Source organism: Actinocatenispora sera (assembly GCF_018324685.1).
In the GTDB taxonomy this organism is placed as follows: Bacteria; Actinomycetota; Actinomycetes; order Mycobacteriales; family Micromonosporaceae; genus Actinocatenispora; species Actinocatenispora sera.
On the sequence record NZ_AP023354.1, the window covers coordinates 1,731,126 to 1,755,937 of the forward strand.

Genomic DNA, 24,812 nt, shown 5'->3' on the forward strand with positions numbered 1-24,812 from the left:
GACATCTTCACGTGCCGGCGCCGGCCGCGGGCACCGGCCCCGCGTGCGCACTGAACTGGTGATACGGCAAGATCGGTGGTAGGCGGGCCACGGGGCACAACCTCACGCCCGCCTTGACCAGGAAACTGACGGCTTATCGACGTTGTGCGGTACATCTGCGGCGTTGGTACGCCTAGACTCAACCGCGCAGCGCCGGCTGCGGGGTGGAGGTGCGCGATGGATGATGTGCTGGCCCGGGCGGGCCTGTTCCAGGGTGTCGACCCTGAGGCTGCCGAAGCGCTCGCGAAGGATCTCGACATCGTCGAGTTCCGCAAGGGCGACGTGGTCTTCACCGAGGGTGAGCCGGGCGACAGCCTGTACATCGTGCTCTCCGGCAAGGTGAAGCTCGGTCGCCGCGCCGCGGACGGGCGGCAGAACCTGATCGCGATCATGGGCCCCAGCGACATGGTCGGCGAGCTGTCGCTGTTCGACCCGGGCCCGCGCACCGCGACCGGGACCGCGGTCACCGACCTGCGGCTGGCCCGGCTGCGCAAGGCCGCGATGCGGCCGTGGCTGACCAACCGGCCGGAGATCGCCGAGCAGCTGCTGCGGGTGCTCGCCCGCCGGCTGCGCCGCACCAACGACTCGCTGGCCGACCTGATCTTCACCGACGTGCCCGGCCGGGTCGCGAAGAACCTGCTGCAGATGGCCGGCCGGTTCGGCACCCGGGACGGCGGCGTCCTGCGGGTCACCCACGACCTCACCCAGGAGGAGCTGGCGCAGCTCGTCGGTGCCTCCCGGGAGACCGTCAACAAGGCGCTCGCCGACTTCGCCTCGCGCGGCTGGCTGCGGCTGGACGGCAAGAGCGTGATCATCCTCGACCCGGAGCGGCTGGCCCGGCGCGCCCGCTGACCTGCGCACATCATCATCGCGAAACCGGCCCGGGGCCCGATCAGGGATCCCGGGCCGGTGCGTGTCCTCGGACCGCCGAAGCCGCGTCGTACGGCCGGCTCAGCCGACCGGTTCGGGGGGTGCGCTGACCCGGGCGTCGGCCAGGAGCTGCCCGAACTCCGCGGCGCTCGGTCGCCGGTCCGGATCGGTGGCGAGCGCCTGCCGTAGCACCGCGAGCAGCGCGTCCGGCACGTCGGGCAACCCGGGCACCGGCTGGTCGTACAGCTCCAGCAGGGTGGCGGTGGTGGGCACGCCGGGGCCGGGCAGCCGCGGCGGGTGGCCGCCGAGCAGCGCGTACAGGGTGGCGGCGAGCGAGTAGACGTCCCCGGACGGCAGCGCCACCGCGTCGGCGACCGACTCGGGCGCCGCGTACGCGGGGGTGAGCGGATCGAGCGCCTCGGTCCCGTCCCGCTGGTCCAGCAGTACGGCGAGGCCGAAGTCGGCGAGCACCGGCGTGCCGAACCGGGTGTGCAGGATGTTGCCCGGTTTGACGTCCCGGTGCAGCACACCGGCCGCGTGCGCGGCGGTGAGCGCGCTCGCGATGCGGATGCCGACGGACCGGACCTGGGCCGGGGACAGCGCGCCGACGTCGTCGGAGTACGACCCGTTGCACAGCTCCATCACCAGGTACGGGTGGCCGGCCGGGCTGACCGCGGCGTCGAACAGGTCGATCACGTGCGGGTGGCCGGAGACCCGGCCGGTGGCGTTCGCCTCGTCCCGGAACCGGCGCCGGTCGCGCTCGGTGTCCAGGGTACGGTTGTCGATCTTGACGGCGACCGGTCGACCCACGGACGCCTGCAGTGCCCGGTACACCGTGGCGGTGCTGCCGTGCGCGATCGGCACCAGCGCGGTGAGGCCCGGCCCGAGCGCCGGCGGTGCGGCAGGAGTCGCGGGATGCATCGACGTCACGTCTCCTCCCCGGACCGAACAAGTGCTCAGCCGAACGAGCCTACGGTCTCGGTCGCCGGTTTGCCGACCCACCAGGACGCATCTCGACAACAGACCGTCGATGCCGGCCGCCAACCCACGGTTTCGCCGCGGTCCCGCACGGACCTCGCACCGAACCCTAGCCGTGTCGCTCGTCACCCGTTGTCGTGAACCTGTCAGCCCGGCAGCTCGGCCAGCAGGCCGTCGACCCGGGCCCGGTCGGCGGTCTGCTCCGTCGCGTACGCGGCCTCCGCGGCCAGCTGGGCCTCGTGCCGGGCGCAGTCGGCGTTGCCGGCCGCGGCCAGGCAGCGAGCGAGCGCGGCGTGCGCCAGCACCCCGCTGCGCACGTCCTCGGCCGGCGAGTCGACCGCGGCCCGGGCCCGCTCGACCGCCTCGACGGTACGGCCGGCGCACAGCAGCGCGCTGGCATGGACGGCACCGGCCTGCCGCCGGGAGAGCAGCAACACCGGACGGTCGGGGTCGGCGTCGATCTCGTCCATCAGCCGCAGCGCGGCCGGCAGGTCGCCCTGCGCCCGGCGCGCCTCGGCCAGCAGCACCATCGGGCCCACCCGGGCCGAGTCGACCACGTCGTACGGCTCGACCAGGTCGAGGGTGGCCCGCGCGTCCCGCTCGGCCGCCACCGCATCGGACCGGTCCAGCTGGCAGAACCCGCGGATCGTCCGGGACATGCCGAGCAGCAGCGGGTGGCTGGTCTTCTCGCCGAACCGTTCCGCCTCGGTGAGCAGCTGGACCGCCTGGTCGATCCGGCCCGCGCCGCGCGCCACCATCGCCCGCGCCACCAGCGCGAGCCCGCGGCCCCAGTCGTCGCCCATCAGCTCGAAGTCCTGGTACGCGCGCTGCGCGATCCGCTCCGCCTCGGCCAACCGGCCCAGTTCGGCGGACGCGAACGCGGCGACGCTGCGCAACGTACCGACCGCCCAGGTGTCGCCGACCCGCTCGCCGAACGGCAGGAACGCGCGCGCCAGCTTGTCCGCCTCGGTCAGCCGGCCGGCCAGCATCCGGCCGAACGCGGTCGTCCCGCGCACCCAGGTGCGGCCGGTGTCGTCGTCCAGTTCGGCGAACAGCTTCGCCGCCCGGCCCAGCGCACCGTCCGCGCCGGCGAAGTCGCCCCGGCTGGTCGTCACCCAGGCGAGATGCTGCAGCGCCCAGGCCTGGTTGCGCTTGTCGCCGGCCTCCTGCGACACCTTGTACGCGTCGGAGATCTGCTCCTCGGCCTCGGCGAACCGGCCGGACAGGTAGTCGCTCATCGCCAGCTTGCACAGCGTGGCCGCCCGCTGCTGTGGCAGGTTGGCCGATCCGGCCGCCTGCAGCGCCGCCCGCCAGGACGCCCGCGCCTGCTCCCGGTTGCCCAGGGTGCGGTAGGCGTCCCCGGCGAGCAGCAGCGCGTCGATCCGGACCACGTCGCTGATCGCGCCGGCCGCGACCTGCTCCGCCTCCTCACGCGCGTCGTTGGCCCGGCCGAGCTGCAGCAGCGCCCGCGCGCGCACCAGCCGGTCGGCGACCGGCAGGCTGCCCCCGCCGGTACCGCCGGCGACCCGCGCGGCGCGGCCGGCGAGCTCGACGGTCCGGCCGGGCTCACCGTCCTCGAGGGCACGGCCGGCCATCCGGGACAGCGCCGCGGCGCCGAGCGGCGCCACCGATCGGGCGTCCGCGTCGTCGCGCAGGCCCACCTCGTCGGCCAGCAACACCGCCTTCTCGGCGTGCTCGGCGACGAACGCGTCGTCGCCCAGCGTCTCGCCGTCGGCCGGCGAGTACGTGCCCTCCGAGTGCACCCGCTGCGCCGCCCACCGGGCCAGCCGGGCGTGCCGGTCGGCGAGGTCGGCCTTGCCGATCCCGGCGTACGCGGCCTCGCGCATCAGCGGGGTCGTGAAGGTGAACTCGTCCCGCCCGGTGCGGCGCAGCATGTTGCGCGCGACCAGGTCGTCCATCGCCTTGTCCTCGTCCGCGTCGGACAGCTCCGGCTCCAGCGAGGACAGCGACGACACCGGGACCGTGTCGCCGACCACCGCGGCGTCACGCAGGACCGTCCGGGCGGTCGGGGACAGCGCGTCGATGCGGGCCGCGAGCACCGCGGCCAGGTCGCGGGACAGCAGCCGGCCGCCGAGCGAACCGGCCGCGAGCGACCAGCGCACCCGGCCGTCGTCCCCCGGCTCCTCGTCGTCCACCAGCCGGCCCCGCTCCATCAGCAGCGTCACCAGCTCGGCCAGGTAGAACGGGTTGCCCTGGGCGGTGGCGAGCAGCCGGCCCTCGTCGGCGGCGGACAGCGACCCGCCGGACAGGTACGCCCGGAGGAGCCGGCTCGCGTCCTCACCACGCAGCACCGGCAGCGGCGTCAGCTCCGCGTCCGGGATCCGGGACAGCAGCCCGGCGGTACGGGTCAGCTCCGGCCGGCCGAGCAGCAGCACCAGGACCGGCCCGGTCAGCCGGGAGATCATCGCGCCGAGCGCGGCGAGCGACTCGCTCGTCGCATCGTGCACGTCGTCGACGACCACCACCAGCGGTGACTCGGCGGCGAGCACGTTGAGCAGGTCGGCCACCGCGGCCGGGATCGCCTCACCGGCGTCCCCGCTGGTACCGGCGGGGCGCTCCATCCGGTTCGGCAGGTCGCCGTGCCCGAGCAGCGCGAGCAGCAGGTCGATCGGCAACCGCGGGGTGTCCCCGGGCTGCTTCGCGGCCAGCCGGTACAGCCGGGACTGGGCGGTGGAGCGGCTGGCGCCACGCGGGCTGCCGTCCTCCCGGGACAGCCCGGCGGCCTGCCGGACCAGGTCGGCCAGCGGTGCGAGCCGGCGCCGCTCGCCGTACGCCTCGCAGCGCACCGACAGCACCCGGGCGCCGTGCTCGGCCGCACGTCGCCCGGCCTCGGCCGCGAACCGGGACTTCCCGACGCCGGCCTCCGCGGTCATCACCAGGGTGCGCGGCTGGCCGCGGTCGATCACCTCGTTCAGCCGGCCGTCGAACCGGCCGGCCTCCGGCTCGCGGCCGATGAACGGCGCCTCGTCGCCGAGCCCGGACCGGGTGCCCGGCGCGTCCCGCAGCCCGAGCAGCTCGTACGTCTCGACCGGCTCGCGCTTTCCCTTGAGCCGCAACGGCGGCAGCCGTCGCCAGGCGGCCCGCTGCCGGGTCGCGTGGTAGGTGGTGGAGCCCGCGTACACGGTGCCGACCTGGGCGGCGTCCGCCAGCCGGGCGGCGGTGTTCACCGCGTCGCCGATCACCGTGTACTCGAGGTTGGCCTGCACGCCGGCGACCACCTGGCCGGTGTTGAGGCCGACCCGCAGCCCGAGCGGCACGCCGCCGCCCTGCTCCGCGTCGAGCACCCGGCGCACGGCGCGCTGCATCGCGAGCGCCGCCCGTACCGCCCGGTCCGGGTCGTCCTCGTGCGCCACCGGCGCGCCGAACACCGCCATGATGCCGTCGCCGGTCAGCTTGTCCACGTGCCCGCCGAACGTGGTCACGGCGCCGGCGAAGGCGGCCAGCACCCGGTCGGTCACCGAGCTGACCCGCTCCGGGTCCAGGTCCTCCGACCAGGCGGTGAAGTCGGACAGGTCGCCGAACAGGATGGTGACCACGCGCCGCTCGGTCGCCGGGGCGGCCGCCACGGTCGGCAGCCGGCTGCCGCAGTGATGGCAGTAGCGGGCGCCGGGTACGGCGACGGTTCCACACACCGGGCAGGTCACGTGGTGTCCAACGGCTCGAAGGAGGGATTGTGTTCCCGGTCACGGAGGTAGGCGAGCTGTGCACGCACCGTCAGCTCGGCGGCCGGTCGTACTTCGGGGGCGATGTCCGGATAGACCCGCGCCAGCACGGTGTCCACGCCGGTTGCCCCGTCCGCGAGCGCCGCGCGCACCTGGCCGAGCCGGACCCGCCGGTGCGCCAGGTAGAACTCCGCCGCCGCCGCGCAGTCGGCGAGCGCCGGCCCGTGCCCCGGCAGTACGGGCAGGCCGGCGCCGAGGTCGCGCAGCCGCGCCAGGCTCGCCAGGTACGCGCCGAGGTCGCCGTCCGGCCACATGACCACGGTGGTACCGGCGCCGAGCACGGTGTCGCCGGTCAGAATCACCCGCTCGTCGCCGCAGCTGACCAGGTAGCACGTCGAGTCGGTGGTGTGCCCCGGTGTCGGGACGATCTCGATCGTCAGCCCGGCCGCGCGCAGGACCTCGCCGTCGACGGTGCCGCGGGAAGGCTGGTGCAGGCGGGTGTCGGGGGCAAGCGCGCGCCACCGGTCGAGGCCCTCGACGTGGTCTGGGTGGTCGTGCGTGATCAGGGTCAGCCGGGGCCGCTCCCCGGCCAGCGCGGCCAGGTGCTCCTCGTCGGCGGGTCCCGGATCCACGACGACGCAGCCGTCCTGGCCGGGTGCGCCCAGCACCCAGGAGTTGGTCCCGGTGAGGGTCATCGGGCCGGGGTTGGGCGCCCGGAACAGCCGGACCCATCCGGGCAAGTCGACCAGTGGGGTCGTCGCCGAACCGGTCAACCGCACCCCCGCCCGGGGGCCGGCGAGCTGATCCTCCGGCTCCGCGCTGCCCACGGCAGAGATCGTACGGCGTGCGAGCCCGATCACCCAGCCGGCCGTCGGAGATCCGTCATCACCACCCGATGGTGGCCTTGGATTCTTTCCGGAATTCCGGAATCCGCTGACGAATCCTCGCCAGCCGGGCGGCCGCTGCGTTGATCATCGGCCGCCCGTCCGGCATCACCGCCGGTACCGGTCGGATCACCGTCTGGGCTGGTCAGGGCGCGATTCGGGCGATCACGTCGATCTCGACCGGGGAGCCCTTCGGCAGCTCGGCCACCCCGACCGCGCTGCGGGCGTGCTGGCCGGCCGGACCGAACACCGCACCGAACAGCTCGCTCGCGCCGTTGACGACCAGCGGCTGGTCGGTGAATCCCGGCGCCGAGGCGACGAACCCGGTCACCTTGACGATCTGCCGCACCCGCTCGAGGTCGACCACCGAGGCGAGCGCGGCGATGCAGTTCACCGCGCAGGTACGGGCCAGCGCGGCGGCGGCGTCCGTGGACACCTCGGCGCCGACCTTGCCGGTCGCCACCAACTCGCCGGCGATCACCGGCAGCTGACCCGACACGTACACCAGATCGCCGTCCACCAGCGCCGGTACGTACGCCGCCACCGGCGCCGCGACCTCGGGCACGGTGAGCCCGAGCTCGGTCAGCCGGTCCGCGACCGTCCCCATCAGGACTGCTCCACGGGCCGCTTGAGGTACGCCACGAGGCTCTCCGGGTTCGGCCCCGGGATCACCGCGACGAGCTCCCAGCCGTCCGAACCCCAGTTGTCCAGGATCTGCTTGGTGGCGTGCACCAACAGCGGCACCGTCTGGTATTCCCACTTCTGCATGGCGTCAGCTTAGGACGCGCTGCTCGGGGGCCTCGGCCGGCTCCGCGGATCCGGCCCGCCCCGCGCCGGGGCGCACCCGCCACCTCGCCCGCGGTACCAGCTGGGCGATCGCGAACGCGACCTCCACCAAGAGGAACGGCCACAGCACGGACGAGAACCCGTGCGCCAGCGCCCAGCCCTGCCAGAGCGCGAACAGCACCCGGGCGACCCCGTCGTACCCGCCGTAGCGGCGGCTCGGCCGGCGCAGCCGCAGCACCGACCAGACGACGACGATCGACCCCATCAGGTTCGCGTACAGCAGCTGGGCCGGTTCGAGGGCGGGCAGCGCGCCGAGGCCGAGCCGGTCGCCCAGCCCGGACAGCGCGGCGTGCACCAGCGCGTAGCTCCACGGCGTGGCGAAGCCGGCGGTGACGACCAGGTCGTAGCCGGCGCTCGCGCGCACGACGCGCCGGTACCGGCGCTCGGCCGGTGCGGTGACAGCGGACACGGGTACCTCCGGGAACTCGGGGCGCGGAACGGGGCCGACGCTAAGGGGCGGAGTACGGTCCAAGGTCAAGTCCGGCGGCAGGGGGAGCGGCGTGCTGATCGGGGAGGTGGCCCGCCGGGCCGGCGTCAGCAAGGACACCGTGCGGCTCTACGAGCGACTCGGGCTGGTGCGCGGCCGGCGGCTGCCCAACGGGTACCGGGACTTCCCGGCCGAGGCGGTGACCTGGCTGGGCTACGTGCGCACCGCGCAGGCGCTGGGCTTCACCCTGGCCGAGATCGCCCAGCAGGCGGACACCCTGAGCCCGGCGCCGGCGGATGCACCGGCGGTGTCGGATCTGGTCGCGGCGAAGGTCCGGCTGATCGACGCCCGGATGGCGGAGCTGGCCGCGCTGCGGGCCGAACTCGCCGGCCGGGTCGGTACCGACTGCCCGATGCGCCCGCTGCCCCGACCTGCCGGTCCGCCGGCCCGCTCCCCGCGCGCGCCTCGGCGGCCGATGCCGCCTTGCCCGACGGCTTAGGGTGACGGGCATGACCGCGCCGTACCCCGCCCCGACCCCGCCGGCGCCGCCCGGGCCGACCCGGACCAGGGCCGGCACCGTGACGGTGTTCGTGCTGATCGGCGTGGTGCTGATCTGCCTCGGCCTGGGTACCACCGGCTACCTGCTGGTCGTGAAGGTCGCTCCGGGGGCGAAACAGCCGACCGCGGCGGCGTCCGGGCTGCTCAACGCGATCTTCGTGCAACAGGACGAGAAGGCCGCCGAGCGGTACGTGTGCGCCAAGCAGCGGGACGCCAAGGCGGTGCAGCAGCTGCTCGACGAGGCCGCCCAGTACCAGCAGGCCGGCAGCAAGGTGACCTGGAGCGACCTGACCGAGACCGCCCGGCACGGGGACGAGGCGACGGTCACCGCCGAGTTGCACCTGCGGCGGACGGTGGCCGGGCAGGCCCGTACCGACGACCAGAAGTGGCGGTTCGGGGTGACCGACGAGCACGGCTGGCGGGTCTGCGCCATCCGCACCGGTCGATGAGCCGCCGCTGACGGGTACGCTCGGAGCGTGCCGCGACCAGCCGACAACGCCGGGCCGGCCGATCCGTCGGCTGAGCCCCGGGCCCGACTGTCGTCGGCCTGGCCCCGGGCCCGACTGTCGTCGGCCTGGCCCCGGGCCCGACTGCACGTCGTCACCGGCAAGGGCGGTACGGGCAAGACCACGGTCGCCGGGGCGCTCGCGCTGGCGCTCGCCGCGGACGGCCGCCGCACCCTGATCGTCGAGGTCGAGGGGCGCCAGGGCCTCGCCCAGCTGTTCGACACGCCCCCGCTGCCGTACGCGGAGCGTCGGGTCGCGGTCGCCCCCGGCGGCGGCGAGGTGCGCGCGCTCGCGGTGGACGCCGAGGAGGCGCTGCTCGACTACCTCGACATGTTCTACCGGCTGGGGACGGCCGGCCGGGCGCTGAAGCGGCTGGGCGCCATCGACTTCGCCACCACGATCGCCCCGGGCCTGCGCGACGTGCTGCTCACCGGCAAGGTCAAGGAGGCGGTCACCCGCACCGAGCAGGGCCGCCGGGCCCGCGGCCGGGTGTACGACGCGGTCGTGCTGGACGCCCCGCCCACCGGCCGGATCGCCCGGTTCCTCAACGTCACCGCGGAGACGGCGAAGCTCGCCAAGGTCGGCCCGATCAAGACCCAGAGCGAGGGCGTCGCGGCCATCCTGCGCTCGCCGCTGACCGCGGTGCACGTGGTCACGCTGCTGGAGGAGATGCCGGTCCAGGAGACCGCGGACGCCACGGCGGAGCTGGCCGAGCTGGGCATGTCGGTCGGCGCGATCATCGTGAACGAGACCCGCCCGGCGCTGCTCGACGGCGGCAAGGTCACCCAGGCGGAGCTGCGCCGTGGCCTGACCGCCGCCGGGCTGCCGGCGGACCGCGCCACCGTGGCCGGCCTGGCCGCCGAGGTGGCCGAGTACCGCGCCCGGCTCGACCTGGAGCACCGGCTGCGCGGGGAGCTGGACAAACTCGACCGGCTGATGCTGGAGCTGCCGCTGCTGCCCGAAGGCATCGACGTGTCCGCGCTGTACTCGCTGGCCGAGACGCTGACCAAGCAGGGGGTGGTGACCGCGTGACCGGTGTCGACGACGTGCTGTCCGGCCGGCCGGCCGTCTCGCCCACCCTCGACGTCGACGCGATCATCGGCGACCCGTCGGTCCGGATCGTGGTGTGCTGCGGCTCCGGCGGGGTCGGCAAGACGACGACCGCCGCCGCGCTCGGGCTGCGCGCTGCCGAGCAGGGGCGCCGCACCGTGGTCCTCACCATCGACCCGGCCCGCCGGCTGGCCCAGTCGATGGGGCTGACCGAGCTGGACAACACGCCCCGCGAGGTGGCCGGCGTCGACACCGGCAACGGCGGTGCGCTGTTCGCGATGATGCTGGACATGAAGCGCACCTTCGACGAGGTGGTGCTCGCGCACACCGACCCGGCGAAGGCCAAGGAGATCTTCGCGAACCCCTTCTACCAGGCCATGTCGTCGACCTTCGCCGGCACCCAGGAGTACATGGCGATGGAGAAGCTGGGGCAGCTGCGGGCCACCGACGAGTGGGACCTGATCGTGGTGGACACCCCGCCGTCGCGGTCCGCGCTGGACTTCCTGGACGCGCCGCAGCACCTGGCCAAGTTCCTGGACGGCCGGATGCTGCGGATGCTGCTGGTGCCGGCGCGCAACGGCGGCCGGTCGGTGCTGCGGCTGATGACCGCATCGTTCTCGCTGGTCGGCCGGGCGTTCATGAAGGTGCTCGGCACCGAGCTGGTCTCGGACGTGTCGACGTTCGTGTCCTCGCTCGACTCCACCTTCGGCGGGTTCCGCCAGCGCGCCGAGCGCACCTACCGGGTACTCCAGCACCGCGAGACGGCGTTTCTGCTGGTCGCGGCGCCGGAACCGGACGCGATCCGGGAGGCGACGTACTTCGCGGAGCGGCTGTCCGCAGACCGGATGCCGCTGTCCGGCCTGGTGCTCAACCGGGTGCACCAGGTGGCCGCCGGCCAGCTGTCCACCGACCGCAGCCTCGGTGCCGCGGAGTCGCTGGCCGCCGCGGGCGAGTCGGCGCAGACCGCCGCCGCGCTGCGGATCCACGCCGGGCTGCGCCGCCGGGTGGCCCGGGAACGCTCGGTCGCCGAACGGTTCGCGCTGGCCCACCCGCAGGTACCGCTGTCCGCGGTGCCGGCGCAACCGGCGGACGTGCACGACCTCGCCGGGTTGCGGGCGGTCGGCGCCGCCCTCGGTGACGCGCACTGACGGCCGCCAGCCGGCCACCCGCCCCGATGCCCGCGACCGACCTGCCGTGCAGGCAGCGGAAAGCGCCCGGCCCCGATGGGCCGGGCGCTTCTGCGTTGGACGTGTCGGACGCCGGGTGACAGCTCCGTGGCCCGTTCGTTTCCCCCCGTACGGGCCGATGATGTTCGCGTCCGGTACGACCTCCGGTTGTTCCCCCACCGCTCCGATCAGCGTCCGGGTCCCCCACCCGGTACGTCGATGCGGAACGGTCGTGTCAGCCGGCCAATGCCGCGGTGGCCGGCGTCCGCTGGTTCTTCAACGCCGTCTCGAAGACTGCCCGCCAGCTTCGGATCTGCGGGTGCCGACGCAGTAGCGCGCGCCGTTCCCGCTCCGTCATGCCGCCCCACACGCCGAACTCGATACGGTTGTCGAGCGCGTCTGCGAGGCACTCGAACCGGACCGGGCACGACCGACAAACTCGCTTGGCGATGTTCTGTTCCGCTCCCTGTACGAACAGTGCGTCCGGGTCCCCATCCCGGCACGCGGCACTTGTTGCCCATTCGGCGTTCAGCCCCATAACCCAAGACCCCCCTCTTGGTCCCCCTGCCGAGCCACCGTCGTGGCCCGCGCTGGTGTGGGTTGGAGCTGCCCCCGTGCGCAGACTAGATACTGATCGCCCCAACCACAACAGCACGTACGGGCTTCGTCGCTCTCAAGCGTGAGAGATCGACACACCCGTCGCCTCGTCATGATCCTCTGTAATCACTTGATTACGCAATGTCGTCAGGGGATTTTTCTCCGCGAATCTGGGGTCGCCCGCGATGGTGACCTTCGCTACGCTCCCGGGCCGGTACGCAACCAACCAACGCCGCGCGCCGTCTGGTGTTACGGGGGTGCGTGCCGCGATGCCCGACATCGCATCGGCCGCGCCCGCTGGGCCGACCGACCGGTGAACGGTCGGATCGGGCCCTCCTGGGCGCTCAACCGACCGCGGTTGGGCCAGTCGACGTCACGTACCCTGGGACGGTGATCCGGATGCGCGAACACTCCCTGCTGTCCAACGCCGCGTCATTGCTGATCTGTGGTCTGCTAGCTGGCGTTGTGGTGGCCGCCGCGGCATTTCCGGCGGTTGCCTTCGGCGGGCTCACCGCGAAGGCCGGCTCCGACTCGTTCGAGAACCTGCCGAGCGACCTCAAGATCGCGCCCTCCCAGCAGATCTCGTACCTGTACGCGAACGACGGCAAGACGCTGATCGCGCAGATGTACGACGAGAACCGCAAGGACGTGCCGCTCAGCCAGGTCTCCAAGAACATGCAGCGGGCGATCGTCGCGGCCGAGGACACCCGCTTCTACCACCACCACGGCGTCGACCTGAAGGGCGTCATGCGCGCCCTGGTCGCGAACGGGCAGAGCGGTGAGGTCCAGCAGGGCTCGTCCACGCTGACCATGCAGTACGTGCGGAACGTGCTCAAGAGCGACCCGAACCTGACGCCCGAGGAGCAGAAGGAGGCGCTCGCCGACACCCCGGCCCGCAAGCTCAAGGAGATGCGGTACGCGGTGGCGCTGGAGAAGAAGCTGACCAAGAAGCAGATCCTCGAGCGCTACCTCAACATCTCCTACTTCGGCCACGGCGCGTACGGGATCTACGCGGCGAGCAAGACCTACTTCTCCAAGCTGCCGAGCGAGCTGACGGTGTCCGAGGCGGCCATGATCGCCGGCCTGGTGCAGTCGCCCGACCAGTACGACCCGACGAAGGACATGAAGGACGCCACCGCGCGGCGCGACTACGTGCTCGGCGCGATGGCGAAGATGGGCTACATCGGCACCGATACCGCGCACAAGGACCAGAAGCAGAAGATCGAGCTGCACGTCAGCCAGGCCGAGAACGGCTGCAGCAGCGTCCCGGACAAGCACAACGACTGGGGCTTCTTCTGCGACTACGTGCAGAACTGGTGGTCGCATCAGAAGGCGTTCGGGGCCAACCCGGCCGAGCGGGTGAAGAACCTCAAGCAGGGCGGCTACAAGATCATCACCTCGCTGGACCCGAAGACCCAGCAGACCGCGATGGACCAGTCCACCAGCGTCTACGCCAAGAACAGCAACTTCGCGCTGCCGATCGCGGCCGTCGAGCCGGGCACCGGCCGGGTGCTCGCCCTCGCGGTCAACCGCAACTACAGCTACGCGAAGAACCCGAAGGGCCAGAACGGCTACCCGAACACGGTGAACCCGCTGATCACCGGCACCGGCGACTCGGTGCACGACGGCGGCTACCAGACCGGTTCGACGTACAAGATGTTCACCATGCTGGCGGCGCTGGCCGACGGCAAGCCGCTGGACACCGGCTACGTGGCACCGGTGCAGTTCAAGTCGCGCTACCCGACCGCGGCCGGTGACGGCGCCTGCTCGAACGGCAACGGCGGCTACGTCTACTGCGTCAAGAACGACAGCGACACCAGCTACTTCTCCGGGTACCGCAACATGTGGACCGGCTTCGGGCACTCCGTCAACACGTACTTCGTCTGGCTGGAGCAGGAGGTCGGACCGCAGAAGGCGGTCGCGATGGCCAAGAAGCTCGGGATCAAGTTCAAGGGCGACCCGAACCAGGGCTTCACCGAGAACCACGGAGCCAGCGACGCCTGGCTGTCCAACCACGCGGACGAGTGGGGTCCGTTCACCCTCGGCGTGACCAGCACGTACCCGCTGGAGCTGGCCAACGCGTACGCCACGATCGCCGCGGACGGGAAGTACTGCGCGCCGCTGCCGGTCATGAAGATCATCAACAACGAGGGCAAAGAGGTCTCGGCCGGCAAGCCCAACTGCCACCAGGCGATTCCCGCGGACATCGCCCGCGCCGCCACCGACGCCACCCGGTGCACCGTGAACCAGACCCCGTACTACGGGCAGTGCAGCGGCGGCACCGCCGGCGCCGTCGCCGGCTGGCTGGGCGACTGGCAGTTCGGTGGCAAGACCGGTTCGTCGCAGAACAACGCGACCGAGACGTTCGCCGGGATCACCACGGGGGTGGCCGCGGCGGGTACCGCGGTCGATCCCACCGACCAACGCAACTACGTCGGCGCCGTTGTCTCCAACCAGGTCGACCAGGCGGTCACCAAGACCATGCAGACGGCGCTGCGGCACAAGAAGCCGGTCGCATTCAAGAAGGAATCGAAGAAGATCGCCCTCGGCGACGACGGCTCCCTGACCCAGCCGCCGCCGACCAAGAAGAAGAAGGACGACCCGAAGCACCCCGGCGGTGACGATCACGGCGGGCGCGGGCATGGCGGCCACGGCGGGGGCACCTGGCCGTTCGGCGAGACGCCGCAGAGCTACGGCCCCACCGGCCGACGCTACTGACGACCGGGCCCGGGTGCCGACCATCGGCCGGTCCCCGGGCCGCCGGTCGGCCCGCCGTTCGTCGTACGTCCGGCCGCCGAGTCGCCGCTCGCCCGGCGTCCCGTTGCCGCCCGCTTGGCGTGCTCTGTCGTCGTTGTGCCGGCCGAAGGGGTGCCCGGCGATCAGCCGGCGAGCTGGCGCTTCACCTCGGCGGCGACCCGCTTGCCGTCGGCCCGGCCGGCCACCTTCGGCTGGATCCGCTTCATCGCCTGGCCCATCTGCCGCGGCTCGGTGAACCCGCCGTCGGCGAGTTCGGCGGCGACCAGCTCGGTCAGCTCGGCGTCGGACAGCTCCGCCGGCAGGTAGCGGGCCAGCACCTTCGCCTCGTCCCGCTCCCGCTGCGCCGACTCGGTACGGCCCGCGCCGTCGAACGCCTCCGCCGCCTCCCGGCGCTTCTTCGCCTCCTTCGTCAGCACCGCCATGACCTCGTCGTCGGACAGCTCGGTGGCCGTCGTCCCGGACGTCTCGGCCGTGCGTACCGCGGTGAGGGCCATCCGCAGCGTGTCCCGGGTCAACCCGTCCTTGGCTTTCATCGCCGCGGTCATGTCGGCGCGCAACCGTTCGCTCAGAGAACTCATCGGTCCATGATCCTCCCGACCGGGCGCGGGCCCGGTGCCGCGTCGGAGGGGTCCCGGGCCGGATCACTACAGTGACGGCATGCGGAGTCGGACCACGCTGCTGGCCGCCGGGGTGCTCACCGCCGGTGCGGCCACCCTCGCGTACGCCAGCCTGATCGAGCGCAACCGCTTCACCCTGCGCCGCTACGACGTGCCCGTGCTCGCGCCGGACGCCGAGCCGCTGCGCGTACTGCAGATCTCCGACCTGCACATGATGCCCGACCAGCGGCGCAAGCAGGACTGGACGGCCGGGCTCGCCGCGCTCGACCCCGACCTGGTGCTGCTCACCGGCGACAACATGGCCCACCCCGGCTCGCTGCCCGGCGTACTGCGGGCGCTGCAGCCGCTGCTGACCACCGCACCCGGCGCGTTCGTGTTCGGCTCGAACGACTACCAGGGCCCGATCCTGAAGAACCCGTTCACCTATTTCAACCCGAACCGGGTGTACCGGCAGGGCGTGCACCTGCCCGTCGAAGACCTGCGTGACGTGCTCGCCGCGCACGGCTGGGTCGACCTGAACAACGCCCGCAGCGTGCTCAAGGCCGGCGGGCGGACCGTCCAGCTCGTCGGCGTCGACGACCCGCACATCGAACGCGACGACTACGCCGCGGTCGCCGGCAGCGTCGACCGGGTCGCCGACGTACACATCGGGCTGACCCACTCGCCGGAGCCGCGGGTGCTCGACCCGATGACCGACGACGGTTTCGAGCTCATCGTCGCCGGCCACACCCACGGCGGCCAGGTCCGGATGCCCGGCTTCGGCGCCCTCGTCACCAACTGCGGCCTCGACCGCCGCCGCGCCCGCGGCCTGCACCGGTACGGCGCCGCCTGGCTGCACGTCTCCGCCGGTCTGGGCACCAGCCCGTACGCCCCGGTCCGGTTCGCCTGCCCACCGGAAGCGACCCTGCTCACCCTCGTACCCCGCTCCTGACCGCCGGCGCCCGCGGTCGGTCCGGGGCGGCGTACCCCGCGTTCGCGCCCACCCACGGCAGTCCGCTAGTATTGCGTCCGCACCACCGGGGTGTGGCGCAGCTTGGCAGCGCGCTTCGTTCGGGACGAAGAGGCCGTGGGTTCAAATCCCGCCACCCCGACCAGCCATCACGGCAGCTCAGAGCCCATCTTCGGATGGGCTCTCGGCGTCTCCGGGGCCAAACTTGGCTCCCCGGTCAGCAGAAAGTCGGCACACACCTCCGTGGACGGTCCGGCGACGCGTGCGTGGCCAGGCCCGGCGTGGTCACGGCTGGCCCGTGCCGCCATGATCCGCTGCACGTCGTTGATCGGAACGTCCGCCGGCACGAGCCCCGGTCAGGCCTGTTCGAAGTGGAAGGACTTGATGAAGCAGTCGCGCTGCTGGGCGACTGCGAACAGGATGCACTCCACGAGCGACTGTGCGGTGAGGGCGTTCGTGGCCTCCCGCGGCGTGGAGGTCCAGTCCGGCGAGAGTGGGTCGGAGTTGTCGAAGTCGGGTGGGTACAGCGAGATCACTCGCACCCCTTGGGGACGTAGCCGCCTGGAGAGGATCTCGGTGAACCCGGCCTGCGCGCTCTTGGCCGCGTAGAAGGCGTCGTGCGCGTCGGAGCGGTGATGCCCGGCGGTTCCGCAGGCGGAGACCATCGTCACCACATCCGGCTTGTCCGAGCTGAGTAGCAGCGGGAGGAAGTGCTTCACGGCCAGGATCGTGCCCGTGGCACCGGATGCGATCGTGTCGACGACATCGTCGTCGGACACCGACCGGAGATCCGGCCCGTCGAGGTAGCGCGAGCCGTTGTTGATGAGGATGTCCACCCGGTCGACGCGCTGGGCGACGCCCGATGCGAAATCCCGGATCGAGGCGGGATCCGTGAGGTCGCAAGCATAGGCGTGTACCCGTTGGTGGCCTCGGCCGCGGATCTCGTCACGGACCCGCTCGGCGGCGGCGAGGCTGCGCGCGGACAGCAGGACCTCGGCGCCGAGCTCCGCGAACCGGATGGCCAGAGTTCGCCCGAAGTCCCGGCCGGCAGCAGTGACGACGACGCGATGGTTGTCGAATCTCATGGCCTCGATCCTTGCGGACGAACCGGTCGGGTCAGGTGGCACAGTCCTCGTTGCCGATCATGGTGATGGCGAGGACCTTGCCGTCCGCGATGGCGAAGCGGTAGCGGGCTTGCGGGTTGCCGGGGACCGGGGCCAGCTTGGTGCCGTTGTAGGACTGGGCCAACTGCGGGTACGCGGCCCGCACCTGCGCGAGCGTCGCGCCGCCGGCGATGTCTTGCGGGGTGGGCACGGTGGCGGGCGGCGCGATCTCGACCACCCCGCGGTCCGGCGAGATCAGGACGAACGCGTCCTGGACGGTGCCGCCGACGAGCGGGTACTGGGCGCAGCGGTTGGCTTCCGGGGCGCGGGTGGCCGGCGCGGCCAGCATCCCGGTGGCGTTGGCCTGCCTCGTGGTCATGCCGAATCGCAGCGGTCCCAGCCCCGTCGGGCCGAGCACCAGTCCGGACGGGAGCCCGTCCGCCGGCGGTGCGCTCGTCGGGCTGGTGGACGCGCTCGCCGGCGGCGTGCTGCGCGCATCGGTGGTGTGCTGGGTGCTCGCGGCGACCGAACCGCAGGCTGTCATCGTCAGGAGCGGCAGGATGAGTAGACCAACCAACGCTTTTCGCCGCACGCGAGCCTCCGGGTCGCCGAGCGGGCGACCCCGCCGAGGAAGATCACTTTATCGCTGGCCGAGTACGAGATCCGTCCGGGAGCGGGACGGTCAGGTACCGAGCCGGCGGGTGTACGTGAGGGCTGCCTTGCCGTTGAGCTCGGTCTCGGTGCCCGGGGTGAACGCGTTGCGGGTCAGCACGGTGCGCGAGGCGGCGTTGGCGAGCGTGGTGCGGGCGCGCAGCGTGGTCAGGCCGTACTCGGTGGCGGCGCGGACGCACAGCTCGGCCACCGCGGCGGTGGCGAGGCCCCGGCCGGTGGCGTGCTCGGCCACCCGGTAGCCCAGTTCGGCCTCGCCGTCGGCGATGTCGACCAGGTTGAACCGCCCGAGCACCGAGCCGTCGTCGTTGACGAGCAGGTGGAACAGGCAGGCACCGGTGGCTTGTTCGGCGATCCGGTCGGCCAGCATCTCGTCGAACCGGGTGAAGAACTCGTCACCCCGGTCCGGGATGATCGCGGCGAAGAACGCGCGGTTCTCCCGTTCGAAGGCGAGCAGCGCCTTCGCATGGTCGGCGCGCAGCAGTTCCAGTGTGGGCATCGCGCGAACGTAACCGACGTGGCCACGGCACCGCCGCCGATTTAAGTCCTGGAAGAAGGCGTCCGACGTCTGCCGCCGGGACCCCCTCGATCCGGCCACCCTCGTAGCGTGGCGGTCGTGGACGACAGGGTGGGGACGGGTGCGCGGGTGGCGCGGTGGGCGGCGGAGGTCGTGTCGGGCGGGGTGGTGGAGCGCGGGTTCCAGGTGGGTACGGTGCCCGGGGTGGTGTGGCTGCCGGCGCGGCCGGCGGCGCCGGTTCCGTTGGTACTGCTGGGACACGGCGGGAGCGGGCACAAGCGGGCGCCGCGGCAGCTGCGGCTCGGTCGCTGGTTCGCCGGTACGGCGGGGATCGCCGCGGCCGCGATCGACGGCCCGTACCACGGGGACCGGGCCGTGCCGGCGTACCAGGAGCGGATCGCGGCGGCGGGGATCGAGCGCGTCGTCGACGGCATGGTCGGCGACTGGCGGGCGGCCCGGGACGTGCTGACCGCGCTGGACGAGATCGACGCCGTCCGGGTCGGCTACCTGGGCCTGTCGATGGGGACCCGGTTCGGCCTCCCGTTCGTGGCGGCCGCCGGCGACCTGCTCCGTTGTGCGGTGCTGGGCAAGTTCGGGCTGCGCCACCCGGACGAGCTGCCGGCCGGGATGGACATGGCGCCGCGACTCGCCGCGGATGCGGCCCGGGTACGCACGCCCGTGCTGTTCCACCTGCAGTGGGACGACGAGCTGTTCGGTCGCGCCGGCCAGTTCGAGCTGTTCGATCGGCTCGGCTCGGCGGACAAGCAACTGATCGCGTTCCCCGGCGGGCACGGTACGGCCGGCGAGGAGGCGATCGCCGCGTGGTGCGATTTCCTCGTCCGGCGGCTGACCGCGGTGCGGCCCGCGGGCGACGGCAGGTGAGGATGCCGCCGGGGCGCGCGGCGCCGGGCCGGCCCGGACGGCGGCGCGGTGGCGCGGTGGCGGCGGTGGCGTCAGGTCGTGATGCGGTAGAGGTTGGTGGCGCGTTCGGTGAAGCCGAGGCGGCGGTAGAGCCGGTTCGCCGCCTCCCGGGACGGCCGTGAGGTCAGATCGACGGTACGGGCGCCGGAGGTGCGGGCCAGCTCGACCGCCGCGGTGACCAGCGCCGCGCCGACCCCCTGGCCGCGGGCGGCGGAGTCCACGACGACGTCCTCGATCCAGGCCCGTACCCCGGTCGGGATGGGGAACGTGACGAGTGTCAGGGTGCCGAGGATCTCGCCGCCGGCGCGCGCGACGAGCAGCCGGTTCGCCGGATGGTCGGCGAGCGCCTGCAGTGCGTCGCCGTCCAGCGGTGCGGCCGAGCTGGACAGTTGCGGCAGCAGCCGGCGGAATGCCTCGGCGATGTCGCCGGAGACGGTACGGACCACCTCGATTTCGACACCCATGCCCGGCACTGTAGAGGTCGCGCCGCTCGACTGATGCGAGACGGCCAGGCATCGATCGATGCGGTTACACCCTTTGAGTGATCATGAATGTTCTGTCCGTGACCTACCGGCCGTTCCGCCGTTGGACTCCCCAGAACTCCAAGCAAGTTGCAGCGAGCGAGAACCGGTGCGTGTTGCCGGCTTTCCGCCCGCCTGACCGAGCAGGGAGGAACGATGTTGGACCGGATCCGACGCCGGCTGCTGTCCTGGCCGCACCGTGGCGGGAGCGCCGTTGCGTCGGTCGCCGACCCGTACGAGGGCGCCCAGCGCCTGGCTCAGCGCCACCAGGCGATCCGCCGCACCCTGGCCGAGATCCGCGCGGAGCGGGTGACGGGCCAGCACTGATAGCCGCTGCAGAGCCGTCGGGGCGTCGACCACGCCCCCCGGTGGCACCATGACGATGTTTCCCTGACGGCCGGCAGCTGCCGGCCGTCAGTCGTGTCGGCACCGCGTGTCCACCGTGGATGGTCCACTCAGGACGATCGCTGGCTGACACCGTTGACAGGAAGTGCAGAACGGACATGCCGTGACACCGCACCGGTGTCACGGCATGTCCGTGTGGTCCGCGGGGCCGCGCCGTACCCGCAGCCCCGCGTCAACGGCGGACCAGCAGGCCCGCCGCGTTCACCAGCACCGTGCGCTCGGTCCGGTGCCGCCGGTTGTGGTCGAGCTCCCATCCGGTCAGATAGAGCCAGCCCGCCCGGCCCGGCGACCGGCCCCTGCTGGCGTCCACACTGGACGGCTCGACCTTGACGACCTGCAACAGGATCGATTCGCGCGCGAACTGCGGCGAGGCGCGTCCGGTCAGGTGCACGACCTCACCGGCCGACGGAACCTGACCGGCCGGGAGTGTCTCGTAACGGGGGAGTGACTGCGATAGCAGAGTGTGTGCGGCGTTGGTCACCTCCGTCATCTTGCCGCTCGGGATGTGCAGGCGGGAGCCGACCACCCCCCGAACGGGTGTGTCCGGTTTCACTGGGTGGAGAGGATCGGACATCGAGCCCGGAATCGGCGCAACGGGCGCGCGCGTCCCTGGCAATGGCTACTCAACGTACACTCGATAGAGACGGAGAGAGATCATCGCGCCGGCCAGCGCTCTGCTCGGCGTTGCGGTACGACAGAAAGGCTCGGCCCCGGCACGTGAGCACCGACGGCATCGATCAGGGACGGCTCGTCGACGCGCTGGCGACCACGGTGACCATCGCGCCGTCGGTACCGGATGCCTGCCAGGCGGCGGTACGGGCGCTGGCCGAGCAACTGCCCGGCACCATCGCCGTACTGCTGGACCTGCGCGGCCGGCTGCGCTGCTTCGGCGCCGCCGGGGCCTGGCAGGTGTTCGACGGGGTGCCGTCCGACGCCGGCGTGATCGGCCGGGTCTTCCGCACCGGCAAGGCCGCCGAGGTCTGCGACGTGCGCGCCGACCCCGACTACATCCCGCTCGACCCGGACGTGCGTACCGAGGTCTGCACGCCGATCGTCGGCCCGCACGGCCCACCGTTCGGCGTCGTCAACATCGAGTCGGCCGAGAGCCCACCGCTCGAGCAGGTACGCGCCGCGCTGGAGCGGACGGCGCAGGTGCTCGGCGAGCGCATCGCCGGACTCGGCGGCCTGCCCGCCGAGAGCGCCGGGCAGCAGCTGCTGCGGCACGCCGTCGAACTGTCCGCCGCCGCCGACGAGCCCGCCGTCCTGCAACGCTGCCTCGCCGCGACGCAGGACATCTCGGGGCTGTCCTCGGCGGCGATCGCCGTCGGCACCGGCAGCGACACCCGGATCCAGGCGGCGCGCGGCCCGCTCGCCGGGCTGCTGGTGATGGCCGACCGGCCGGCGCTCGCACTGCTCGCCGCCCGTACCCGCCGGCACGGCTCCACCTACAGCCTCGGCGACCCGGAAAGCCTGGACGCCCGCGGGTTCGAGTCGCTCACCGAGGCCGGCATCCGGACCATGATCGCGGTACCGATCGGCGGCCGGCACGACGACGGCGGCGTGCTGCTCGCGGTCGACCACCGCGTCGACGTACCCGAGACCGTCACCGTCAGCCTGCTCGAACTGCTCGCCGCCCAGACCCTGGTCTGCCTGGAACGCGTCCGGCTGGTCGGCCAGCTGCGGCTGCGGGCCAGCTCCGACCCGCTCACCGGCCTCGGCCACCACGGCCGCTTCACCGAACGGCTCGCCCGCGCCCAACCCGCCCGAACCGCCGTACTGGCGCTCGACGTCGACCAGTTCAAGGCGGTCAACGACACGTACGGGCACCAGGAGGGCGACCGGCTCCTGGTCGAACTGGTCCGCGCGCTGCAGGCCACCCTGCGCGCCGAGGACGACCTGTACCGGATCGGCGGGGACGAGTTCGCCGCCGTCGTCGAGGTGACCCACGAGACCGAGGCACAGGCCGTCGCCGAACGGCTCGTCGCCGCGGCTCGTCGGGTCGGCCGTACGATCAGCGTCGGCGTCGCCCTGCGCGAGCCCGGCGAAACCGCCGAGAACACGCTGCGGCGGGCCGACGATGCGCTCTACGCCGTCAAGCGCTCCGGCCGGGACGGGGCCAAGCTCGCCGAGTCCGGCGCCGTGTCCCGGCCCCTGATGGTGCTGCCGCCCACGGTCACCGAACCCTAGCCCTGTACGTACCTCTATGCGCTGAGGTACACCCGAAGCGCCGGTGCCCGGCTCGCGTGCGCGCGATGTAAAGCCCACCCCCGTCGGCGCTGGCGCGCTGGTGCTGGCGGTGTAAAGCCCACCTCTGTTCCTTCTTTCACCCCTCGTGGGGGGACCGTGGGGAGCGGGCTTCGCCCCTCCCCACACCCCTCCCCGTCAAGGGGCAGTCGCCCCCTTGACAATCCCCCACCGGAAAACCAGAGACGAGATCCTGACCCCGCCTGGCCCGTTTCGGAACGACGGGGTGTCGGTGCGGCCTACCCATCGCCGCCGAGCCCGCCACGACAAACCAAACCCCCCACCCGTCTGTGGGCCGCCGGGACACGAAGCGACGCGTTGCGAGGCGGGCGTTGGCGTGATGGACATGCCGGGCCGGGCCCCGGTCTTCTTCGACGGGCACTGGGCGTCGAGGGGCATCGTCACCGGGATGGGTAAGGGGATGGCCAAGGGGAATCCCCTTGGCGGGGAAGGAGCGCGAGGAGGGGGCGAAGCCCTCTCCTCGCATTCCCCCACGCGGGGTCAAAGCGTGAACAGAGGTGGCCTTTACACCCGCACGCCGAGCGGCGCCGCGGCAGAGCGGGCGTTGGCGCCAGAAACCCGGGGGTCAGCGGGGGGAGGTGGTGATGCCGGTGGCGGTGGTCCAGATGATGAGCAGGGGGAGGGCGACGATGGCCGCCTGGGCGGGGAGGGGCAGGAGGAAGGCGTAGCCCACGGCGCAGACGGTCATGGAGACGGCGACGGCAGCGCCCAGCCAGGCGACCCAGCGGGGCAGGCCCCGGCCGGCAAGCGCGACGCCGATCGCGGCCATGACACCGAGCAGCGCCATCTTCACCCCGTCGACCCGGCTGATGGTGTCGAACAGGAGGCCGGCGGTGGCGGTGTTGCCGCGGGGCGCGTCCCAGAGGGTGAGGTGCAGGCCGAGCCCGCACATGACGAGGGAGAGCAGGGCGGCGACGAGGCCGGTACCGGCGAGGGCACGGCCGGTGCGGGAGCGGGCGCGCCGCGCGACGGCGACCGCGACGATCGCGATGCCGATCGCGGGCAGCCCCTCGGTCAGCAGGTACTGGGCGGTCTGCGCGACGGTGTGGCCGGACAGGTCGGCGATCACCTGGGTACCGGTGGCGTGCGGGTCGGTGGACACCGGCGACACGGACAGCCCGGCCACCCAGGACAGGGCGAAGCCGATGCCGGCGAGGGCGGGCACCGTGCCGAGGCTGCGATACCAGGGACGGGCGACGGGAAGGGCGCGGCTGCTCACGAGGACTCCTTGGTTAGTGTTGATAGCTTTAAAGCTAATAGCATTAGCCAAGAAGGGCAAGAGGGTTCAGCGGACGAGGCGGGCGGCCACCCGGCGCGCCAGGGCGGTCGCGTCGTCCGGCTGATCGGGCAGCGCACCCGCGTTGTACAGCGAGGTGAGTCCGTGCACCAGCGCCCAGCCGGCCAGGCCGGTGGTCGCGGCGTCCGCGTCGACGGTGGCGGCGCCGGAGTAGAGCAGGTCGGAGGCGCGGTTCTGGGCGGCGACGAGGTCGGGGTCGTCTCCGTGGTACAGGTCGGGGCGGAACATCACCTCGAAGTGGCCGCGGTGCCGGGTGCCGAACCGTACGTAGGCCACGCCACGCTCCAGGAAGTTCTCGCCGGCATCGGTCAACGCCTCGGCCAGTAGCCGGAAGCCGTCCGTCGCGAGCGCGGTGAGCAGGCCGGCCCGGTCACCGAAGTGGTGGGCCGGCGCGGCGTGTGAGACGCCGGCTCGTCGGGCCAGGTCGCGCAGGCTCAGGGTGGCGAGGCCGCCGGCCTCGATCGTCTCGACGGCGGCGGCGAGGATCGCCTCCCGCAACTGTCCGTGGTGGTACGCCATGCGGCCCACTCTAGCCGCGATCTAGCCATTGACAAGATGCGGTCCTCCGGGCAATCTAGCCAGTGACAAGATTTCAGGAGGGCCAGATGACCGCCATGACCGAACGACCCACGTCCGGCACCGAGCGACCCACGTCCGGTACCCCGCGAGCAACGTCCGGGTCCGTCGCGGCGGGGCGGCCGCCGCGCGCGCTCCGGTTCGTGCTGGGCAACATCACGCTCACCGCGCTCGTCGTCGGCGCCTTCGGTACCGCCGCGCTCGGCCTCGCCGTGCCGGCTCTCGACGGCTGGCGCACCCCGGTACGGGCGGGGCTGGCACTGCTGTTCCTCGTCGCGGCGTCCGGCCGGCTGGGCCCGCCGCGCGCCGCGCTGGTCGCGATGGTCCCGCCGCGGCTGCCCCGGCCGGCCCTGCTCGTCGGGCTGACCGGCGTACTGGAGGCGCTCGGTGCGGTCGGTCTGCTGGTGCCGTCGACCGACCGGCTCGCCGCGGCCTGCCTCGGCCTGCTGCTGCTCGCGGTGTTCCCGGCGAACGCGCACGCCGCCCGGCGCCGTGTCGGGCTGCACACCCCGCTGCTGCCCCGAACCCTCGAGCAGCTGCTCTACCTGGCCTGCTGCGTGGCCGTGGCGATCATCGGCTAGATTTTGGACTCGGTTTGTTTTTGCATCGAG

Annotated in this window: 26 protein-coding genes and 1 tRNA gene; 12 read left to right on the forward strand and 15 right to left on the reverse strand. The window is 72.7% G+C overall.

Annotated elements, in window-relative coordinates; genetic code table 11:
* The first annotated feature begins 216 nt into the window (after positions 1-216).
* Positions 217-891, forward strand: a complete 675-nt coding sequence (locus tag Asera_RS08345; RefSeq protein ID WP_030449834.1) for a Crp/Fnr family transcriptional regulator — start codon at positions 217-219, stop codon at positions 889-891.
* A gap of 99 nt (positions 892-990) precedes the next feature.
* Here the strand turns inward: Asera_RS08345 and Asera_RS08350 are convergent, their stop codons facing one another.
* The 6 genes from Asera_RS08350 to Asera_RS08375 form a co-directional block, all read right to left on the reverse strand.
* The gene (locus Asera_RS08350; protein WP_212804535.1) at positions 991-1,830 is read right to left on the reverse strand and encodes a serine/threonine-protein kinase; all 840 of its coding nucleotides are present in this window, start codon (positions 1,828-1,830) and stop codon (positions 991-993) included.
* Between the two features lie 203 nt (positions 1,831-2,033).
* The gene (locus Asera_RS08355) at positions 2,034-5,552 is read right to left on the reverse strand and encodes an adenylate/guanylate cyclase domain-containing protein (protein ID WP_030449836.1); all 3,519 of its coding nucleotides are present in this window, start codon (positions 5,550-5,552) and stop codon (positions 2,034-2,036) included.
* Entirely contained in the window at positions 5,549-6,343 is a 795-nt protein-coding gene (locus Asera_RS08360; RefSeq protein WP_051803092.1) for an MBL fold metallo-hydrolase, read from the reverse strand. The genes Asera_RS08355 and Asera_RS08360 overlap by 4 nt, the downstream gene beginning before the upstream one ends.
* Positions 6,344-6,599: 256 nt before the next feature.
* The gene (locus tag Asera_RS08365; protein ID WP_211255817.1) at positions 6,600-7,064 is read right to left on the reverse strand and encodes a RidA family protein; all 465 of its coding nucleotides are present in this window, start codon (positions 7,062-7,064) and stop codon (positions 6,600-6,602) included.
* Positions 7,061-7,222, reverse strand: coding sequence for a Sp36 family protein (gene sp36 / locus Asera_RS08370; protein ID WP_157035221.1), 162 nt, complete (start codon positions 7,220-7,222; stop codon positions 7,061-7,063). The genes Asera_RS08365 and sp36 overlap by 4 nt, the downstream gene beginning before the upstream one ends.
* A 4-nt stretch (positions 7,223-7,226) precedes the next feature.
* Positions 7,227-7,709 (reverse strand): hypothetical protein, encoded by a 483-nt coding sequence (locus Asera_RS08375; RefSeq protein ID WP_051803086.1) that lies wholly within the window; start codon positions 7,707-7,709, stop codon positions 7,227-7,229.
* 91 nt (positions 7,710-7,800) lie between these two features.
* On the opposite strand from Asera_RS08375, the gene Asera_RS08380 reads away from it, so the two are divergent.
* From Asera_RS08380 to bagB, 4 genes are all read left to right on the forward strand, one after another.
* Positions 7,801-8,226, forward strand: a complete 426-nt coding sequence (locus Asera_RS08380; protein ID WP_051803087.1) for a MerR family transcriptional regulator — start codon at positions 7,801-7,803, stop codon at positions 8,224-8,226.
* Positions 8,227-8,236: 10 nt separating this feature from the next.
* The gene (locus Asera_RS08385) at positions 8,237-8,734 is read left to right on the forward strand and encodes an Rv0361 family membrane protein (RefSeq protein ID WP_030449841.1); all 498 of its coding nucleotides are present in this window, start codon (positions 8,237-8,239) and stop codon (positions 8,732-8,734) included.
* Between the two features lie 87 nt (positions 8,735-8,821).
* Positions 8,822-9,823, forward strand: a complete 1,002-nt coding sequence (gene bagA / locus Asera_RS08390) for an ATPase BagA (RefSeq protein ID WP_030449842.1) — start codon at positions 8,822-8,824, stop codon at positions 9,821-9,823.
* Positions 9,820-10,989, forward strand: a complete 1,170-nt coding sequence (gene bagB / locus Asera_RS08395; protein ID WP_244843798.1) for an ArsA family ATPase — start codon at positions 9,820-9,822, stop codon at positions 10,987-10,989. Before bagA ends, bagB begins: the two co-directional genes overlap by 4 nt.
* Positions 10,990-11,242: 253 nt before the next feature.
* Here the strand turns inward: bagB and Asera_RS08400 are convergent, their stop codons facing one another.
* Complete coding sequence (locus tag Asera_RS08400; protein WP_035298806.1) at positions 11,243-11,545, reverse strand: WhiB family transcriptional regulator; 303 nt, start codon at positions 11,543-11,545, stop codon at positions 11,243-11,245.
* Positions 11,546-12,003: 458 nt separating this feature from the next.
* On the opposite strand from Asera_RS08400, the gene Asera_RS08405 reads away from it, so the two are divergent.
* Positions 12,004-14,322, forward strand: a complete 2,319-nt coding sequence (locus Asera_RS08405) for a transglycosylase domain-containing protein (RefSeq protein ID WP_084132903.1) — start codon at positions 12,004-12,006, stop codon at positions 14,320-14,322.
* Positions 14,323-14,483: 161 nt separating this feature from the next.
* On the opposite strand, the gene Asera_RS08410 is transcribed toward Asera_RS08405, so the two are convergent.
* Positions 14,484-14,939, reverse strand: coding sequence for a GatB/YqeY domain-containing protein (locus tag Asera_RS08410; RefSeq protein ID WP_030449845.1), 456 nt, complete (start codon positions 14,937-14,939; stop codon positions 14,484-14,486).
* 79 nt (positions 14,940-15,018) lie between these two features.
* Between Asera_RS08410 and Asera_RS08415 the strand changes: the two genes are divergently transcribed.
* Both Asera_RS08415 and Asera_RS08420 read left to right on the forward strand, forming a co-directional pair.
* Positions 15,019-15,909: a metallophosphoesterase gene (locus Asera_RS08415; RefSeq protein WP_030449846.1), complete on the forward strand. Its 891-nt coding sequence runs from the start codon at positions 15,019-15,021 to the stop codon at positions 15,907-15,909.
* A gap of 86 nt (positions 15,910-15,995) precedes the next feature.
* Positions 15,996-16,072 (forward strand) — tRNA-Pro (locus Asera_RS08420).
* A 211-nt stretch (positions 16,073-16,283) separates the two neighbouring features.
* Here Asera_RS08420 and Asera_RS08425 read toward each other — a convergent pair.
* The 3 genes from Asera_RS08425 to Asera_RS08435 all read right to left on the reverse strand — a co-directional run bounded on the left by Asera_RS08425 (position 16,284) and on the right by Asera_RS08435 (position 18,198).
* On the reverse strand, positions 16,284-17,012 hold the full coding sequence (locus tag Asera_RS08425) for an SDR family oxidoreductase (RefSeq protein ID WP_030449847.1): 729 nt from the start codon (positions 17,010-17,012) through the stop codon (positions 16,284-16,286).
* Between the two features lie 31 nt (positions 17,013-17,043).
* On the reverse strand, positions 17,044-17,574 hold the full coding sequence (locus tag Asera_RS08430) for a hypothetical protein (protein ID WP_030449848.1): 531 nt from the start codon (positions 17,572-17,574) through the stop codon (positions 17,044-17,046).
* Between the two features lie 138 nt (positions 17,575-17,712).
* Positions 17,713-18,198 carry a GNAT family N-acetyltransferase gene (locus tag Asera_RS08435; RefSeq protein ID WP_030449849.1) on the reverse strand — a complete coding sequence of 162 codons (486 nt, stop codon included), beginning with the start codon at positions 18,196-18,198 and terminating at the stop codon, positions 17,713-17,715.
* A gap of 117 nt (positions 18,199-18,315) precedes the next feature.
* On the opposite strand from Asera_RS08435, the gene Asera_RS08440 reads away from it, so the two are divergent.
* Complete coding sequence (locus Asera_RS08440; protein ID WP_157035222.1) at positions 18,316-19,098, forward strand: dienelactone hydrolase family protein; 783 nt, start codon at positions 18,316-18,318, stop codon at positions 19,096-19,098.
* A 71-nt stretch (positions 19,099-19,169) separates the two neighbouring features.
* On the opposite strand, the gene Asera_RS08445 is transcribed toward Asera_RS08440, so the two are convergent.
* Positions 19,170-19,601, reverse strand: coding sequence for a GNAT family N-acetyltransferase (locus Asera_RS08445; RefSeq protein WP_030449851.1), 432 nt, complete (start codon positions 19,599-19,601; stop codon positions 19,170-19,172).
* 213 nt (positions 19,602-19,814) lie between these two features.
* Here Asera_RS08445 and Asera_RS08450 point away from each other — a divergent pair, with 213 nt between their 5' ends.
* Positions 19,815-19,985, forward strand: a complete 171-nt coding sequence (locus Asera_RS08450; protein WP_157035223.1) for a hypothetical protein — start codon at positions 19,815-19,817, stop codon at positions 19,983-19,985.
* Positions 19,986-20,235: 250 nt separating this feature from the next.
* On the opposite strand, the gene Asera_RS08455 is transcribed toward Asera_RS08450, so the two are convergent.
* Entirely contained in the window at positions 20,236-20,544 is a 309-nt protein-coding gene (locus Asera_RS08455; RefSeq protein ID WP_157035224.1) for a hypothetical protein, read from the reverse strand.
* Positions 20,545-20,780: 236 nt separating this feature from the next.
* On the opposite strand from Asera_RS08455, the gene Asera_RS08460 reads away from it, so the two are divergent.
* Positions 20,781-22,250, forward strand: coding sequence for a diguanylate cyclase domain-containing protein (locus Asera_RS08460; RefSeq protein WP_051803089.1), 1,470 nt, complete (start codon positions 20,781-20,783; stop codon positions 22,248-22,250).
* Positions 22,251-22,893: 643 nt separating this feature from the next.
* Here the strand turns inward: Asera_RS08460 and Asera_RS08465 are convergent.
* On the reverse strand, positions 22,894-23,547 hold the full coding sequence (locus tag Asera_RS08465; RefSeq protein WP_157035128.1) for a hypothetical protein: 654 nt from the start codon (positions 23,545-23,547) through the stop codon (positions 22,894-22,896).
* Between the two features lie 66 nt (positions 23,548-23,613).
* The gene (locus Asera_RS08470) at positions 23,614-24,144 is read right to left on the reverse strand and encodes a TetR/AcrR family transcriptional regulator (RefSeq protein WP_030449073.1); all 531 of its coding nucleotides are present in this window, start codon (positions 24,142-24,144) and stop codon (positions 23,614-23,616) included.
* 95 nt (positions 24,145-24,239) lie between these two features.
* Here Asera_RS08470 and Asera_RS08475 point away from each other — a divergent pair, with 95 nt between their 5' ends.
* Positions 24,240-24,782, forward strand: a complete 543-nt coding sequence (locus Asera_RS08475) for a DoxX family protein (RefSeq protein WP_157035127.1) — start codon at positions 24,240-24,242, stop codon at positions 24,780-24,782.
* Positions 24,783-24,812 lie beyond the last annotated feature (30 nt).